General features: G+C 53.8%; 12 protein-coding genes. 10 read left to right on the top strand and 2 right to left on the bottom strand.

The features are described 5' to 3' along the window. Nucleotides 1-225 precede the first annotated feature (225 nt). Nucleotides 226-2,823 carry an ATP-dependent chaperone ClpB gene (clpB, locus tag HMPREF2804_RS09860; RefSeq protein WP_013397814.1) on the top strand — a complete coding sequence of 866 codons (2,598 nt, stop codon included), beginning with the start codon at nt 226-228 and terminating at the stop codon, nt 2,821-2,823. Nucleotides 2,824-3,159: 336 nt separating this feature from the next. Here clpB and HMPREF2804_RS09865 read toward each other — a convergent pair whose 3' ends face one another. Further along, a complete protein-coding gene (locus tag HMPREF2804_RS09865) occupies nt 3,160-4,164 on the bottom strand; it encodes a zinc-binding alcohol dehydrogenase family protein (protein WP_246824260.1) in 1,005 nt (334 codons plus the stop codon). A 189-nt stretch (nt 4,165-4,353) separates the two neighbouring features. Next, complete coding sequence (locus HMPREF2804_RS09870; protein ID WP_070628187.1) at nt 4,354-4,890, bottom strand: PadR family transcriptional regulator; 537 nt, start codon at nt 4,888-4,890, stop codon at nt 4,354-4,356. A 151-nt stretch (nt 4,891-5,041) separates the two neighbouring features. On the opposite strand from HMPREF2804_RS09870, the gene HMPREF2804_RS09875 reads away from it, so the two are divergent. From HMPREF2804_RS09875 to HMPREF2804_RS09915, 9 genes are all read left to right on the top strand, one after another. After that, nucleotides 5,042-6,010: a Sir2 family NAD-dependent protein deacetylase gene (locus HMPREF2804_RS09875; RefSeq protein WP_048752674.1), complete on the top strand. Its 969-nt coding sequence runs from the start codon at nt 5,042-5,044 to the stop codon at nt 6,008-6,010. A 329-nt stretch (nt 6,011-6,339) separates the two neighbouring features. Next, nucleotides 6,340-7,404 (top strand): excalibur calcium-binding domain-containing protein, encoded by a 1,065-nt coding sequence (locus HMPREF2804_RS09880; protein ID WP_070628189.1) that lies wholly within the window; start codon nt 6,340-6,342, stop codon nt 7,402-7,404. 503 nt (nt 7,405-7,907) lie between these two features. After that, the gene (locus HMPREF2804_RS09885; protein ID WP_070628190.1) at nt 7,908-8,504 is read left to right on the top strand and encodes a DUF4956 domain-containing protein; all 597 of its coding nucleotides are present in this window, start codon (nt 7,908-7,910) and stop codon (nt 8,502-8,504) included. Nucleotides 8,505-8,699: 195 nt separating this feature from the next. Then, nucleotides 8,700-9,536: a polyphosphate polymerase domain-containing protein gene (locus HMPREF2804_RS09890; protein ID WP_070554592.1), complete on the top strand. Its 837-nt coding sequence runs from the start codon at nt 8,700-8,702 to the stop codon at nt 9,534-9,536. Between the two features lie 170 nt (nt 9,537-9,706). Further along, nucleotides 9,707-11,293 carry a carbohydrate-binding domain-containing protein gene (locus tag HMPREF2804_RS09895; RefSeq protein WP_070535428.1) on the top strand — a complete coding sequence of 529 codons (1,587 nt, stop codon included), beginning with the start codon at nt 9,707-9,709 and terminating at the stop codon, nt 11,291-11,293. Nucleotides 11,294-11,559: 266 nt separating this feature from the next. Beyond that, nucleotides 11,560-13,326 (top strand): carbohydrate-binding domain-containing protein, encoded by a 1,767-nt coding sequence (locus tag HMPREF2804_RS09900; RefSeq protein WP_070628193.1) that lies wholly within the window; start codon nt 11,560-11,562, stop codon nt 13,324-13,326. Nucleotides 13,327-13,668: 342 nt separating this feature from the next. Then, nucleotides 13,669-13,875 (top strand): DUF3073 domain-containing protein, encoded by a 207-nt coding sequence (locus tag HMPREF2804_RS09905; protein ID WP_013397806.1) that lies wholly within the window; start codon nt 13,669-13,671, stop codon nt 13,873-13,875. A gap of 352 nt (nt 13,876-14,227) precedes the next feature. After that, nucleotides 14,228-14,878 carry a TetR/AcrR family transcriptional regulator gene (locus HMPREF2804_RS09910; protein ID WP_246824261.1) on the top strand — a complete coding sequence of 217 codons (651 nt, stop codon included), beginning with the start codon at nt 14,228-14,230 and terminating at the stop codon, nt 14,876-14,878. A gap of 244 nt (nt 14,879-15,122) precedes the next feature. Further along, nucleotides 15,123-16,286, top strand: a complete 1,164-nt coding sequence (locus tag HMPREF2804_RS09915) for a phosphodiester glycosidase family protein (RefSeq protein ID WP_246824263.1) — start codon at nt 15,123-15,125, stop codon at nt 16,284-16,286. Nucleotides 16,287-16,374: the final 88 nt, after the last annotated feature.

Genomic DNA, 16,374 nt, shown 5'->3' on the forward strand with positions numbered 1-16,374 from the left:
GGCCTATCTGATTCTCGCCCCCGCGCACTAAAAAAGGCTCTTTATGTAAATAAAGCGTATTTTTCACCGCTTTATTTACATAAAGAGCCTTTTTTGGTACCGAATTTTGGTCCGGAAAACCTGCATTAACCCCTTGCATCCAAACATTGAGTGTAGTAGACTCAAGTTAGCTGTAAAAAGAAGGCGCAGGATGCGCCCCGCACAAGACACGAAAGGATAAGATTTATGGACGCAAAATTCACAACCAAGAGCCAAGAAGCGCTCTCCGCCGCTAATATGAACGCGCAGACAGCGGGTAACCCCAGCATCGAACCTGCGCACATCCTCAAAGCACTGATGGATCAGCGAGAAGGCGTTGCCGTAGCGGTTCTCAAGGCCGCAGGGCTCGATATCGACGCCATCTCGGAAGCCGCATCCGCAGAGATTAAAAAGCTGCCGAAGGCATCTGGCGCATCGGTGCAGAACGCAAACTTCAGCCGCAGCGCCCTCGCCGCTATTCAGAGCGCGCAGACCCACGCCCAGAAATTCGGTGACACCTACATCTCCACCGAAATGCTGCTGCTGGGCATCGCAAGCGGCGATAGCGATACCGCTCGCGCACTTGAAAACCTGGGCGCAACTGCCAAAGTTATCGAAGAGACCATTCCCCAAGTACGAGGAGACCGCACCGTGGATACCCCGGACCCCGAAGGCACCTTCCAGGCCCTTGAAAAGTACGGAACCGACCTGACCGCGCTCGCCCGCGAAGGCAAGCTCGACCCCGTGATCGGCCGAGACTCCGAAATCCGCCGCGTGGTGCAGGTACTCTCACGGCGCACCAAGAATAACCCCGTGCTTATTGGTGAACCCGGCGTCGGCAAAACTGCTGTGGTCGAAGGGTTGGCTCAGCGCATGGTCTCCGGCGACGTTCCCGAATCCCTGCGAGGTAAAACCCTGATCAGCCTTGACCTTGGATCCATGGTTGCGGGCGCTAAATACCGCGGCGAATTCGAGGAACGCCTCAAGGCCGTGCTCGAAGAAATCAAGAAATCCGAAGGTCAGATCGTCACCTTTATCGACGAGATGCACACCGTGGTTGGTGCAGGCGCATCCGAAGGTTCCATGGATGCGGGCAATATGCTCAAGCCCATGCTGGCACGCGGCGAGCTGCGCATGATTGGCGCTACTACACTCGACGAGTTCCGCGAGAATATTGAGAAAGATCCCGCTCTGGAACGTCGTTTCCAGCAGGTGTACGTGGGTGAGCCTAGTGTTGATGACACTATCGGTATTCTGCGTGGGCTCAAGGAACGCTACGAGGCGCATCACAAGGTGCAAATCTCGGATGCCGCCCTAGTCGCCGCCGCAGCACTTTCAAATAGGTACATTCCCTCACGTCAGCTGCCCGATAAGGCGATCGACCTGGTGGATGAGGCCGCATCGCGCCTGCGCATGGAGATCGACTCGGCCCCCGAGGAAATCGACCAGTTGCGCCGCGCCGTAGACCGTCTGACTATGGAAGAACTGGCCCTCAAGAACGAGACCGACCCGGCGTCGAAGGAACGCCTGGCGGCGCTGCGTAAAGACATGGCTGACAAGAAAGAACAGCTGGATGCGCTCAACGCCCGCTGGGAAGCCGAAAAGGCCGGTCTGAACCGCGTGGGCGATCTCAAGAGCGAAATCGACGAGCTGCGCTCACGTGCCGAGGTGGCACAGCGCGAGGGTAACCTGGCGGATGCATCCCGCCTGCTCTACGGCGAAATTCCCGCCAAGGAGAAGGAACTGGAGGAAGCTCAGCGCGCCGAAACTGAGGCTCATGGCGAGGCTATGGTCTCTGAAGAGGTCACGGCTGACGACATTGCCGAGGTTATCTCTTCCTGGACGGGTATTCCCGCCGGGCGCATGCTTCAGGGCGAATCCGAGAAGTTGCTGGAGATGGAGAAACGTATCGGTGAACGCCTGATCGGTCAGGAAGCCGCCGTGGTTGCCGTAGCGGATGCGGTTCGCCGCGCCCGCGCCGGAATTTCCGATCCGAACCGCCCGATTGGTTCCTTCCTGTTCCTGGGGCCGACCGGTGTGGGTAAGACCGAGCTTGCGAAGGCTCTCGCGGAGTTCCAGTTTGACGACGAGCATGCTCTGGTGCGTATCGACATGAGTGAGTACGGCGAGAAGCACAGCGTTTCCCGCCTGGTGGGTGCGCCTCCCGGATATGTGGGTCACGAAGAGGGCGGTCAACTGACCGAGGCCGTGCGCCGTCGCCCCTACTCCGTGGTGCTGCTGGACGAGGTTGAGAAGGCTCACCCCGAGGTCTTCGATATCCTGCTACAGGTGCTTGATGACGGTCGTTTGACCGATGGTCAGGGTCGCACCGTGGACTTCCGCAACGTGATTCTGATTCTGACCTCGAACCTGGGTTCCCAGTACCTGGTCGATCAGGAGATGCCGTTTGAGGAGCGCACCGAGAAGGCGATGCAAGTGGTTCACCAGGCGTTCCGTCCCGAGTTCCTGAACCGTCTGGACGACATCATCATGTTCGAGCCGCTCTCTTCCGAGCATCTGGGACAGATTGTGAACCTGCAGATTCAGGGCATGGGCAAGCGTCTGACCGACCGCCGCCTGACCCTGGATGTTACCCCCGCCGCCCTGGAGTGGCTGGGCTTGGCAGGGTACGATCCGGCCTTCGGTGCCCGCCCGCTGCGTCGCCTGGTACAGCGCGAGATCGGCGACCGTCTGGCGAAGGGCATCCTCTCTGGCGCTATCCACGATGGTGACACCGTAGAGGTGGATGTGAACCCGGATGTTGCAATGGACGGTCTGTCGGTGACCTCCAAGCGTGACGACTAAATCATCACAGCGCGAAACAGAATGCTAAGTTGCAGCGGGAGCGTAAACCACGCTCCCGCTGCAACTTTCCACTCTCGGAGGAGTTCGTGCTTGCAGAGCTAAGGACCGATACGCCTGTTTGCATAAGCTTCTAGATATTTCAAAATGCTGTGAGAATAACGCTGACGTTTACAACAAGATGATTGAGCCTTTACAAGTTCTTCGCCAATGGTCTGAGGCTCATAAACAAGAAGTACTTGACGCACAAGACGTGTACGATACAACGACATGGCGGCAGAATATATATGAGGAGGGGTTATCGTCTGCACGATAGCCCCTCCTCATGTTGACGGGAGTTTAAGAATAAGAAATAACGAGTTTTCCGATCATATGGGAGCTTTCAACTTTCTGATGTCCCTCACGGAAAGACTCAACACTAAGTCCTGTTAAGATCTCGGTGAGAGTACCCGTAATCTGTCCCGAGTCGATCATGTCAGCTACTTGCCTCAGCAGATCAGACTGATACGCCATATCCTCTGTTGCAAACATGGAACGAGTGAACATAAATTCTGGCGTCACAGAGATCGACTTAGGTTTAAAAGCGCCAATGTTAAGAGTCTGAGGATCGTCAATAAAAACTAATTGGCTCTGCGGATTCATGGCAGAGGCAATATCCTCTTCACGATGTTCAGTGTATGCAGAGAAAACGTAGTCGGCGCCGCCAAGATCCTGAACTTGCTGTCCCAAATCTTTGCTGTGATCCACAACGTCATCCGCTCCCAGCTTCTTGCACCATTCAACGGATTCTCGGCGTGAGGCTGATGCAATTACGCGAAGAGAAGTTCGTGCTTTTGCAAGCTGGATCACCATAGAACCGACTCCGCCTGCCCCTCCAATCACCAAAAGATTACCCGAAGTATCTTTGGTGAGACCCATATGATCAAAGAGCGTTTCCCACGCAGTGATTGCGGTAAGTGGAATGGCAGCCGCTTCCGTGAACCCCAGCGATGCAGGTTTCTTAGCGACAATACGGTAATCTACCGTCTGATATTCTGCGTTTGAACCTGGGCGTGTGAGATCACCAGCATAATAAACCTCATCGCCAGGGACAAAACCAGACACATTTTCCCCTACAGACTCGACGATACCTGCCGCATCCCAACCAAGAATTTTAGGATCTTGCTGAACTCCTGCACCCGTGCGTACCTTGACATCCACGGGGTTGATAGAGACAGCTTTCACTCGAACCAGGAGATCCTGGGCGCCCGGAACAGGGATGGGCATTTCAGCCTCAATGAGCGCTTCTGGATCAGAAATTGGTAGGGAACGTAGCATAGCAATTGTTTTCATAGTGTTTGACATAAAAATCATTCTACTGCTCGCCCTACAGACACTTTCAAGGAGGGCTAGTTACTCCGAGGAAACCACGTCATACCTATGGATGAAACATAATTCATAAGGTTTCGTGCCGAGCTGTGTTTTTATCTTTGCCCGAGGCGGGAGCATAGTTTATGCTCCCAGAACTCACTCTTTAGCGCGCGGAATCGGCCCTTACTTCTTGCGATTCTGGTAGAAATCCTTCTCGAATTTGCGTGCCCAGTCCGCAATGAGTCGGTAGGTGTCGGAGCACAGCTCTAGGGTTGCCTTCGCCTCTATCTGGTCGTCGATGGATGTGGCAGCCTGATCAAGCCGATCTGCCCACTCGCTGTAGGTATCGGCAATAGACTGCAACAGCTCGTGCCCCATCTTCTCATCCACCATGCGGATATTCGCGATGACGGAGACGAAGTTGAAGTCTACGCGCGCCGGGCTGGAGGCAATATCGTAGAGAAGCTCATGAAGACGTTCCTTGCCTTCGAGAGTAATGGAGTAGACCGTGCGCTCAGGCATAGCACTGTCTTTGACGGTGGTGCTCTCCACATATCCCTGCTTGTAGAGCTGCACCAGGTTGCGGTATACGGAGGGTGAGCTGATGCGCGCCCAACCGCGCACTCCGCGCTGGTCCATCATTTTGTTCATTTCGTAGGCGCTCATCGGGTGCTCATGCAGAGCCCCCAGGATCATAGCGTCGATAGTTGGGGTTGCCATGATACTTCCTTTCACTACTGCTGTTGCTAATAATACTATCAGTAATACTAGTCTTGTATATAGGAGTTTGTGATCAAGAGAACCCGAACAGGGAAGTAGGTTGCCCGTCCCTAACTGGGGGAGAGAAACATCCCCGACATACACTAGACACATGGAAAAATGGACCGATACGCAGAACTTTGCAGACGCGGGCGAGAAAAGCACACTCATCGCCTCCGCGCATCGCGCCGCCATTCGCTCCATTGAACGAGTCGTCACCGAAACCATCACCCCGCACGACCCTCTATACGCCGCCGAGGGCATCGAAAAAATGCTCCGCACCGGCGGCGTTCTGGCGCTTACCGGCGCCGGGGTCAGCACCGAATCTGGCATTCCCGACTATCGCGGACCCTCCGGATCGCTCCTGGACCACCGGCCCATGACCTACCAAGAATTCCGTTACGACAATGCCGCCCGACAACGCTACTGGGCTCGGTCTTACGTCGGATGGAGGCGCATGCGCCGCGCATCCCCGAACCGGGCTCACTATGCGCTCGCCGAACTTGAGCATGCGGGCGCGGTGAACGGCCTTATTACCCAAAATGTTGATGGCCTGCACGTGAGTGCCGGAAGCAAGAACGTGCTGGCGCTGCACGGCGATTTATCCTCAATTCTGTGCCTGGACTGCGGAACGCGCGAGTCGCGTGAGAGCCTGGATATCCGCCTGGGTGCAGCAAATCCGGGGTATCTAGAACGTCTCGAAAGTACCGAATTGCAGGTTAATCCTGACGGCGATGTTGAGCTCGACAACGACTATATTCGCAGCTTCCAGATGGTGGGGTGTACGGTTTGCGGCTCGATGAAACTCAAACCGGATGTTGTCTATTTTGGTGAATCCGTGCCCGCCGACCGGAAGGCTCGCCAGCAGCAGATGCTCGCGGATTCTTCGGGTGTACTGGTGGTGGGCTCCTCGGTCGCGGTTATGAGCAGCTACAAGATTGTGCTTGATGCCCTGCGCGCGGATAAACCCGTGGCGGTTATGAATGGTGGCCCCGGGCGTGCGGATGCGCGCGTCACCTATTTGTGGCGCACGGGCGTGGGGGAGGCGCTGGAAGAAATGCTGGACCGCCTCGATATCTAATCTGCTAATCTTCGGATCTAATAAAAAGACTCTCTTTATTTGAATGAAGAGGGATTTCCAATGCTTTATTCAAATAAAGAGCCCTTTATGATGGAGGGATAGGGGTTCGCCGAAGGGTACAACATTGCAATAGCAGCTTAGGGGTGGGTGTAAGAAACTGTCCACATAGCATTACAAAACTCCAAAGTTAAACATGATATTTAATGTTACGCGTAGAAATCTAATGTGCGAGTATCAAAATTCTCACCGTTATTATTTTCATTTTTAAAACTCTAAAATTCCACGTTATATTGACCCAGAAATAGTCATTAAGGAGTAACATATAAATCATGAGAACTAAAAAAATTGCTACTTTCGGTGCCGTTGCAGCTCTGAGCTGCGGATTGGTAGGCGGTTTTACTACCATTCCGGCAGCCTTTGCGGATCAGTCGGTCCCGCAGTCCGTATCTACCCCGACCAATGCAGGTCATTCCTACAGCGATGGTGCTGTTATCTCTTTCCCCAGCGAATGGAAAGAAGGTCAGCCGCTGAACTTCCAGGGTTCCGGTTTCAAGACTACAGACGGTAAATCTGGCTCTGTTCTGGCCATTAAGGTCAATGGTGGCGGTGCTCCGACTAAGGTTGAGGCAGACGAAAACGGTAACGTTTCTGGCTCTATCGCATGGCGTGATGACCTCAAGGTTGGCGATGAGGTTGAGATCAACGTGCTCACCGGTTCGCTCAAAGAGGGCGACGTGAAACGCGGCGGTACGGCTGCAATTGTCAAGGTCGTTGCGACAGGCGACAACAACCAGCAGGCAAACGACCAGAGTTCTTCCTCTCTGCCCGGCGGTGGTAATGATAATACCGACCAGGGTGATAAGAAAGAAGGCGGTAAGGGCGGTCAGGGCGCCACCGGCGACGTGCAGAATAAGACCGAAGAGCAAGGTACCCAGGCCGAGACTGCCAAGCAGGCATCCGACTCTGACGGTTCTAACAAGGCTGAGACTGCTAACCAGAGCGCAGATGTGAACACCCCCGCCGCAGCTACTAATGCTGAGGCAGCTAACGGTGCTCACCAGTTTGCTACTTGCGATGAGGCTCGTGCAGCAGGCAAGCACGACATCCAGCGCAGCGACGCTGCATATGCCGAGCACCTCGACAGAGACAATGATGGCGTAGCTTGCGAAAGTGACGGAGGCAATGGCGAGCATGGTAGCGCATCCAACGGTAACGGTGGCGCAGGTTACGTCTCGGATAACAATGGCGGCTCCAATAATGCTTCCTCTAACAGCAATGGCAAGCTGGCTAACACCGGTGCAAACGGTGCTCTGACCGTAGCAGGTCTGGGTATGGTTGCTCTGGGCGTGGGCGGTGCAACCGTAGCTGCTCTGCGTAAGCGCAAGCGTGCCTAAAGATTAGATGATCAAGTCCTCGGGGCGGCTCTAGAAGCTGCCGGAGGCTACAAGAATCCCTCGTTCCTCATGATTGAGGAGCGGGGGATTTCGCTGTTTAAAACCTCAAAATCTAGGAAGATAGTTTCCACGAAAAAGCTGCCGATACCGCCCTCTGCAGCAAGACCCCTCACGGCAGTAATAACGCTCGAAAAGCGTACCAATCAGGATTTGCATAGGAGACATTATCTAAGTCAGAATGTGAATTTTGCGCATTCTCAAAGTCCTTAGAGATATGCCATAAGACCTGTATATGCAAATTCTGAATTTTTATGATTTAGCACCATATTTTTGGGTATTTGGTCAGCGTTTCCCTCGCCGTATTCCCTGCAATCGCGGGGAACTTTTAGATATGCACGAAATACATAACTACAAGTTAAGACAGACACAGGAAGAACACAGGAACGGGCGCGAACCTAGAAATACAAGAACATAACGGCACACAAAACGGAACGGAGAGTCCAATGGATATTTTGATGATGGGACTGGCAGACCTAGTAGCAATTGGCACACTCTGCACCCTGTACATGATTCGTCATAAGACCCGTGAACTCATGATTTCATACGCGGTTATCAACGCCGGTGTTTTCACCGTAACGGTCGCCCTGGCACATGCCGGAAGCACCGCGGGCGCTATGGGTCTAGGACTCTTCGGCGTTCTCTCCATTATCCGCCTGCGGTCTACCTCCCTAAGCCAGCGTGAGGTCGGGTACTACTTCGTATCTCTCGCCCTAGGTCTAATCTCCGGCGTGCGGCTTGCCCCGCCATATATCGCCTTCATCCTCATGGTGGTACTGGTCGGAATTATCGCACTACTGGATTCACCGATCTTTGAAGCGAAAAACCAGCCGCGCACCCAAACCGTCACGGTGGATCGCGCTATCAGCGACGAAGGAACCCTAAAAGCCTATCTGGAATCACGTCTCGGGTACGAGGTCGTCTCCGCTAAGATCCTGGAGCTTGACCTGCTCAACGACACTACACAGGTGACTATCACCTATAAAGAGCTTCCCCAACTCCAAGAACACCTTAACGCGAACTACGAATACTACGCTTCCTAGGCTTTATCTCGCGGATATCCCCTAAAACTACACCTAAAAACTCACACGTTGAAAGGACCTACCATGAGTCCCCAAGTACCTCAGCCGTACACCCCGTTTCAGGGTGGCGCCGCACAGACTTTGGAATCTACGCACACCCCTGCGGTAGATAATACTCCGTCTTCTCACCGAAGCGGGCACCGAGAGGAAAGTACCATGTCTATCGTGCCAACCTATTGGCAGAGCATCAGCCTCGATGAACTCAACGAAAAAGCCGCTATGCAGACCCGTGTGGATCGCAAATACATTGTGGACGCAGATTATGCGGCATCTATCCTAGCTGAACTTCCCGCCGACGAAGCGGCCGTCCTAGAAATCGACGGTCAGCGTGAATTCGCCTATGACTCTGTATACTTCGACACCCCTGACCTGGTGAGCTATAAGGCTTCCGCCATCGGCAGCCGTAACCGGTTCAAGGTACGTACTCGCAGCTATCTGGATTCTGACCTGAGTTTCTTGGAAGTCAAGACTGAAGGGGCTCGTGAATTCACGGTCAAGGAACGTATTCCGTACTCTATCGAAAACCGTGACATGCTCACTGCAGAAGGCAAGGAATATGTAGCTACCGCGCTTGAGCAGCTGACGGATGCGTCTGTCGATGACCTGGAGCCGGTTATCCGCACCGGGTACCGTCGTACGACTGTATATTTGCCCCAGTCCGAGCAGAATCCGGTGGATTCTCGCCTCACGATTGATACTTCGCTCACCTGGACTCCGCTTTCAGAAAACGCGCTCATGTACACCGCGGACGGCGGTGAAGGGCCAACCAAGTATCAGGTCGGTACCGAATATACTGCACCCGGTACGGTGATTATCGAAACGAAATCCGGCAGCGCACCTTCAGTCGCCGATAAGTATCTGTGGCGTGCGGGCATCCGACCCGTCAAAATTTCTAAGTTTGCTACGGGTATGGCTGCGCTGAATCCTCAGCTACCGGCGAACAAATGGAAGCGCACGATTCAACGTTGGATGCAGCTTGAACCTGCCGCTTAGATCTAGACCCTGAGCGGGTAACGTCTTAGAACGCGGTACAAGAATAGGGTGGGGTTTGCCAGAGGCTCACCGTGTTAGGGCATTCTGGAAACCCCACCCTCTCGCGTAGGATGGTTGAGGCAATCTTTACCGAGATACTTAATCCCTACAGACAAGGAACCCCGTTCGAGATGTTCAAAAACCGGTTTACATCTGTTCTTACATGCACCTTTGCAGCATCGTTGGCACTTGCCGGATGCGCGATTAGCGGGAACCCTGATAACTCCAAAGCCACTGTGACCGCACAGGAACAGGGGAAGGAACTTAAATCTGGCGTATACACCTCGAACACCAAAAATGGTGAAAAGATTAATGCGCAAACTCACTTTACGCAAGAAGACGTGACCTGGAACCAGGACGCTGTTCTTCCGCTCAATCTGGCAGATCCCACCGCAACCGATGGGGTCAGCGAACAAAACGGCACGATTACGATTACGAAGGGGGGAACCTACCGTATGTCTGGCGACTATACGGGGCAAGTGAAGGTTCAAGCCCCTAAGACAGATAAAGTTCAGCTCATTCTTGACGGCGTTAATATCACGAATGAGACCGGATCTGCTATCAACGTTGCCTCTGCCGACGAAGCCGTCATCTACACGTCTCGGGGCAGCACCAATAACCTCAGTGACGGCCCAGAATACGCAGTTCAGGGCAAAAAAGAGGCAGATTCTACGATCTATTCAACCGCTAACCTAACCCTTGCGGGCGATGGAACGCTGAACGTCGCCGGTAAATTTGACGAGACGGTGCACACCACCAAAGGACTGGTTGTTGCCGGCGGTGCCCTCAACGTTAATTCCTCGAAGACCGGGCTTAAAGGCAAGGACTACGTGGATATTCAGGGCGGAACCCTGCGTATTGAAGCCGCAAAAGACGCGATTAAAGCCACCAACACCGAAAAACAAGGCCTTGGATGGGCGCGCGTGGCTGGCGGTGACACTGTTCTCCGCGCTGGCGACGACGGCATCAAGGCGTTGCGCACCCTTGAGATTCTGGACGGGAAGCTCACCATCGAAGGGTCTGAAGAAGGGCTTGAAGGGCAATACGTCAATATTCATGGCGGCAATACGCTCATCAACAGCAATAACGACGGCGTGAATGCCTCGCTCAAGGACCAGCTGCCTAACGATCAAGAGTATGAGGATCAGAAGGAAGACAGCGACCAGCCGGATGCCAGCCCCGTACCCTTGGGTGGTGCCCGCGATACCACAGAGGTTATTGATACCGTGATCAACATGACCGGTGGAAATGTAACCCTCAACGTGGGTGCCGACGGCATGGACTCTAACGGACACGAGTTCTACACAGGAGGCGAGTTGCTAATCAACGGTCCTCAAGACGATGCCAATGACCCTATTGATCCAAATGGTGACATTACTGTAAGTAACGACGCCAGGATCTCATTTGGCGGCGGTGGTGTAGAGCTTTTCAAGCGCCCGATCGACGACTCCACAAATGGGTATCTGCGAATTGCAGATAACGATACTTTCCCACAAGAGCAATCTGTTCAGGCAGTAGATTCTGCCGGACAAGTCGTTGCAAACTACCGGGTGATTACTCCGGGTGTTAAACAAGTATTTTTCTCGAATCCCTCTATCGTGAAGGGTCAAGAATATACTCTTTACCTAGCACCCACGCTGGTGGATCCGAAGACCACCACCCTTGCACCTGGTGCCGTTGAACGTGGAACTTTCACGGCATCAACCCCCGATCTATAAAACATAACGAGAGGAGAGAATCCTATTCCAACCTTTAGCCTGCGCAGGATAAAACCATCACACAAAACTCCGGCGCGGGTGGCGGTGCACGCCACAAGTATGCATCAGAAAATCCAATTTCTATCACACGACACATACATCAGGAGCCTGCAGGAACCCGTGAATTTGATGCGGCTGGTACCCGTTACCCCGTAGAATTCGGATGTAAACCCTGAAAATACTCACAAACTGCTCAAACAGTGTAGATAGAAAGTGATTCTTTCCCCATGAATAAAAAAATACTGACTTCGGCAACCTCGGTAACTTTGCTCGCAGCACTTGCGCTCACCGGATGCTCAACTACGAGCAACGCCCTCGCCTCTGGCACGGCGGCGGATAGCTCAGTCGGTACGACAGCGACAACATCCTCGGCGACCGCCACCGACACTGCCACCAGCAGCTCGTCATTCTCGACCAACGTGAAAAGCGGCGAAAAACTCGACGTCGATACTCACTATTCGGAGCAGGATCTCAGCTGGGACACTTCCTCCGAAACCGCGATTGACCTGTCAAACCCCACCGCAACGGACGGCGTTACCGTTGAAGACGGAACGCTGACCATCACGAAGGCTGGCACGTACAAACTCTCCGGCGAATACCAGGGGCAGATCAAGGTTGAAACCGCTGACAGCGACGCGGTTCGGCTCGTTCTCGATAACGCAAACATCACGAATTCCAGCGGTGCCGCGCTGAACGTGGTAAACGCTGACGAGGTTATTCTTTACAGCGCATCTGGCACCACCAATACGATAAGCGACGGTGCAGACTACACCGCAACGGGGGAAGATGATCCGGATGCCGTGGTCTATTCCAAGGCCGACCTGACGATCGCGGGTGAAGGCACCCTGAAGGTGAACGGCAACCACGAAGACGGCATTCACACGAATGACGGCCTTGTGATTGCCAGCGGCACTCTTGAGGTCAATGCGGCGAACACCGGTATCAAGGGCAAGGATTATGTGGATATCCTAGGCGGCACTATTAACGTGACCGCGCAGCAGGACGGCATCAAATCCACTAACGATACCGACGAGGGGAAGGGCTGGACCCGCCTGAGCAACGGTACCGTAACCGTGAATGCGGGCGATGACGGTTTCAAAGCCTCTCGGGTCGTCGAAATTTCCGGGGGCTCCCTGACGGTTGAACAGTCCGATGAAGGCATTGAGGCACAGTACATCAACATCTCTGGCGGCGATGTAAACGTCACGAGTGCGGATGACGGCATGAATGCCTCGCTGAAGACAAGCGATTCTGAGAGCACGGATTCATCCGCGAACACCTCTGATACTGCCAATCAGCAGCAGGGCAGCCTGCCGGGTGGGCAGCAGAACGGAACCTCCAATCAACAACAGCAGGGGACGGGTCAGCCTCCGCAAGGACAACCTCCTGCGATGTCTGGAACCTCGCAGGACGGCACGTCTCAGAATGGAACTACAGGTACCGGCCAGCAGGGGACGGGTCAGCCCCCGCAGGGTGGTATGCCCGGTGGTGGTGGCGGAACCTTTGAGGTTATTGATGCTGCAATCAACGTGAGCGGCGGTAATATTACCGTCAATGCTGAGGGCGATGGCATTGATTCGAACGGTGTCACAACTCTTTCTGGAGGAACGCTGATAGTGAACGGCCCCAGCCAAGGCGGTAACGCTGCGCTGGATACCAACGGCGACTTGCTCCTCAACGGTGCCACGGTTCTCAGCGGCAGCACGGCAGATATGTTCGAGGCTCCCTCCACCAACTCGACGAGCGGCTACCTGAAACTGACCAATAGTTCCGGATTTGAGCAAGGATCCACGGTTCAAGTAGCGGATTCATCTGGTAAGGTAGTGGCTAACTATAAAGTCACCAAGTCGAATGTGCAGTTGGTTCTCGTCTCTAGCTCATCGATCGTCAAGGGTCAGAGTTACACGGTGTACACTACAACATCGGCTGTGGACTCCAACGCAGCGTCGTTGGCATCCGGTGCGACCGAGCTAGGTAGCTTTACAGCCAGCTAGTGCGGGTTGTTCCCAGGGACTTGGGGATAAAATCTTTGAGTCTCGGGCTTGTAGAGATGGGTTGCTACGCGCGGCTCTTATAGAAGGCTCCTACAAAGGTTTGGGCTCCACATCAGCGTATAATGCGCGAGGTGGAGCCCAAACCTTATGCATAATTCGCCGGAGTTCAGGCGAAGAAACTGAAGATTCGATAGATTTTCTGAGCATGAATCTGTCAATCAACAAGACATTGAGGGGTAAAACAAGGTACCCTAGAACATAGGAAAGACTAGAGAGCGATCCGTGGGTTATGCGCGCCTTGGGTGTGGTGGCTGCGGACATGAGGAAAGAGGGGGTCACGCCATGGGGCGCGGCCGTCAGAAGGCTAAGGCAACACGGCAGGCTCGGGAGATGAAGTACTTCAGCCCCGAGACCGACTACAGTGCACTTGAGCGCGAGCTCAACGCTAAGAACACTAAATCCTCCGAATCATCTTCTCGTCGCTATGATGATGAGGATGATTACTCGGCATACGCGGAGAAATATGCCAAATATGATGATGAGGTGTAGCGGCAGAGCCTAGCGTTACGCTCATACGCGAACCGGCTTAAGCACCCTACAGGGTGACTTGGGCCGGTTTTTTGTATACTTTGCGGGCGTGCTTGGGCGGTCTACGGGTTTTCATGTTGGTTTGTTTGCGCATCTGCTGATGCTGGCGGGCATCCTGCGGTGTGGATACGATAGTGTCACCGACGAAATGTACAATACCCGAATAAGGTCCGTGCCCCCCTGGATATTCCCGCCAATGAAATCGCACTCGCGGGAATTGTCCTCGGTTACCGCAGTGATGACAAGGCGAATCGCATCGCAGCCCCCGCTCCAACGGTCGAGGGGATTTTAACGATCACATAAGGAGAGAATGATGGGAACTAAAGATGATATTGTGCGCATAGCCACCGACTATATCCAAAGGAACGGCGTCAACGCTTTTAGCTACGCAGATATAGCGCGCAAAATGAACATCAAAAAACCCAGCATTCACTACTATTTCCCTGTGAAATCCGATCTCGTGCGTGCAGCCTTCGAAAAGTACAGCACAGACTTTTTTGAGACGCTGCGCCAAGGTGTGGATGCGGCACACAGCCTCCGCGAAGAACTCGAAGCCTATATGAGGCCCTACCGTGCGAACCTGGAACAGGGCTATAAACTCTGCCTTTGCTCAATGTTGGCGCTGGAATCCCTGGGGCAGAGCGCATCCGCTCACGATGCTGAAGTGAGCAAGAAGACGGCGAAACGGGGAACGCATATCAATGCCACGTTCGTGCCCCTGCGCGCCCAAGCTGAAAACCGTGAGCCTGCCGAGATTAATACCGCAGATTTTCAGACTAAGAATATTCGCTGGCTCGCCGAGCGTTTTGAGCACGCCGGGTACGATCCCGAGCACGCGCAGGCAGAGGCGGAGTCCTTATTTTGCACGGTGCAGGGCGCGCAGCTGATAGCACGCTCCGCACAGAGCCTTGATCTTTTCGACTCCGTCACCAAGCGGCACCTCGATAACCTCACCGGCGCGTAAGCGTGTATCACGCAGAGGCGGCAGGTTTATTGCGAGTTATTGTGCATTTTGTGGTTATTTAAGTCGCCCGATGCACAATAACTCGCGAAATAGAAATCGGACGAAGACGGTCTTGCGTCTAAAGCATCAAGCTGTGTGAAGTATATGCGCATGGTGAGACAACCCCCGGAAATGAATACTCATACATAGCTAAAACATAGCTTCTTCATGTTTTAAAACGAGAAATGCCACGCATTCTAGAATCATGAAGAACGAAAATACTACTGCAACACTGCCAGCCGAACAGGTCGAAGAGACTTCTGAAACATCCCAGAAACCCAAGAAAAAGAAAGTAACTAGGCGCGTTCTCTTAGGAGGCGGCCTCGGCACCCTTGCCGTCGCAGGTGTTGGTGCTGGTTGGGCATATAATCGTTATCTTGCCGAGCATACGCAGATTGATGACACCGTAGCCTATGAAAAATCACAACAAGCAAAGAATAATAATTCATCATCTGACGGTACCTCAAGTCCCAGCGAACTCACCAACGTTAAGGTCACCTCTGACGGCTTGAGCGCCAGTGAAGGCTCTATCACCATTACCAAATCCACCGAAGGAAGCGGGAACAACGCGGTCGTTTCCTTTGCCGCCGAGATCAAACTCAACGCCATGACCCTGCTGCGCGGAGCCTTTGCCAACAACAAATTCGGGCAAAACATTATCGATACGCCCTCCAATATCGCCGCGCAGCACAACGGCATCTGGGCGATTAACGGCGACTACTACGGGTTCCGTGACACCGGCATCGTCATTCGCAACGGTGTGGCATACCGCGATTCTGGCGCGCGTGAAGGACTCGTGTTCTACCAAGACGGCTCCGTCAAACTCTACGACGAAACCGGCACGAACGCGCAGCAGCTCCTCAACGAAGGTGTCTGGAATACGCTTTCCTTCGGGCCTGCACTCGTGCGGGACTCAGAGGTTGTCAGCGGCATCGACCAGGTTGAGGTCGATACCAACTTCGGCAACCACTCCATCCAAGGCAACCAGCCGCGTACCGGCGTGGGCGTGCTCGGTCAGAACCACCTCGTATTTATCGTGGTCGATGGGCGTTCCGACGGTTATTCGCGCGGAGTTACCATGCCCGAATTTGCCTATATGTTCAAGGAACTCGGATGCGTGAGTGCCTATAACCTAGACGGCGGCGGATCCTCGGTGATGGTCTTCAACAACCAGCTAGTCAATGCTGATGGAGGTTCTCACCGCTCTCGGGGTCATGCTCATCGTGGCGAAGATCCTGACCGAGCTGACCTTGATTCCCCTCAGTTTCGCGGTACAGCGTCGGTGGGTTTTCCTGCCAGCACCGCCTCCGCAGACTACGGAGCAAAACGAGCGCTCACGCGAGCTTGCCACGCATTCTTCGTAACATGATGCGAATTTATGGGTACGGCGAATCGGGTAAAATCCTTGAGCTGTGAAAATACACATATGCCCGTTGGGAAATATTTCCCAACGGGCA

This window comes from Rothia sp. HMSC065G12, assembly GCF_001811455.1.
Classification (GTDB): Bacteria; Actinomycetota; Actinomycetes; order Actinomycetales; family Micrococcaceae; genus Rothia; species Rothia dentocariosa.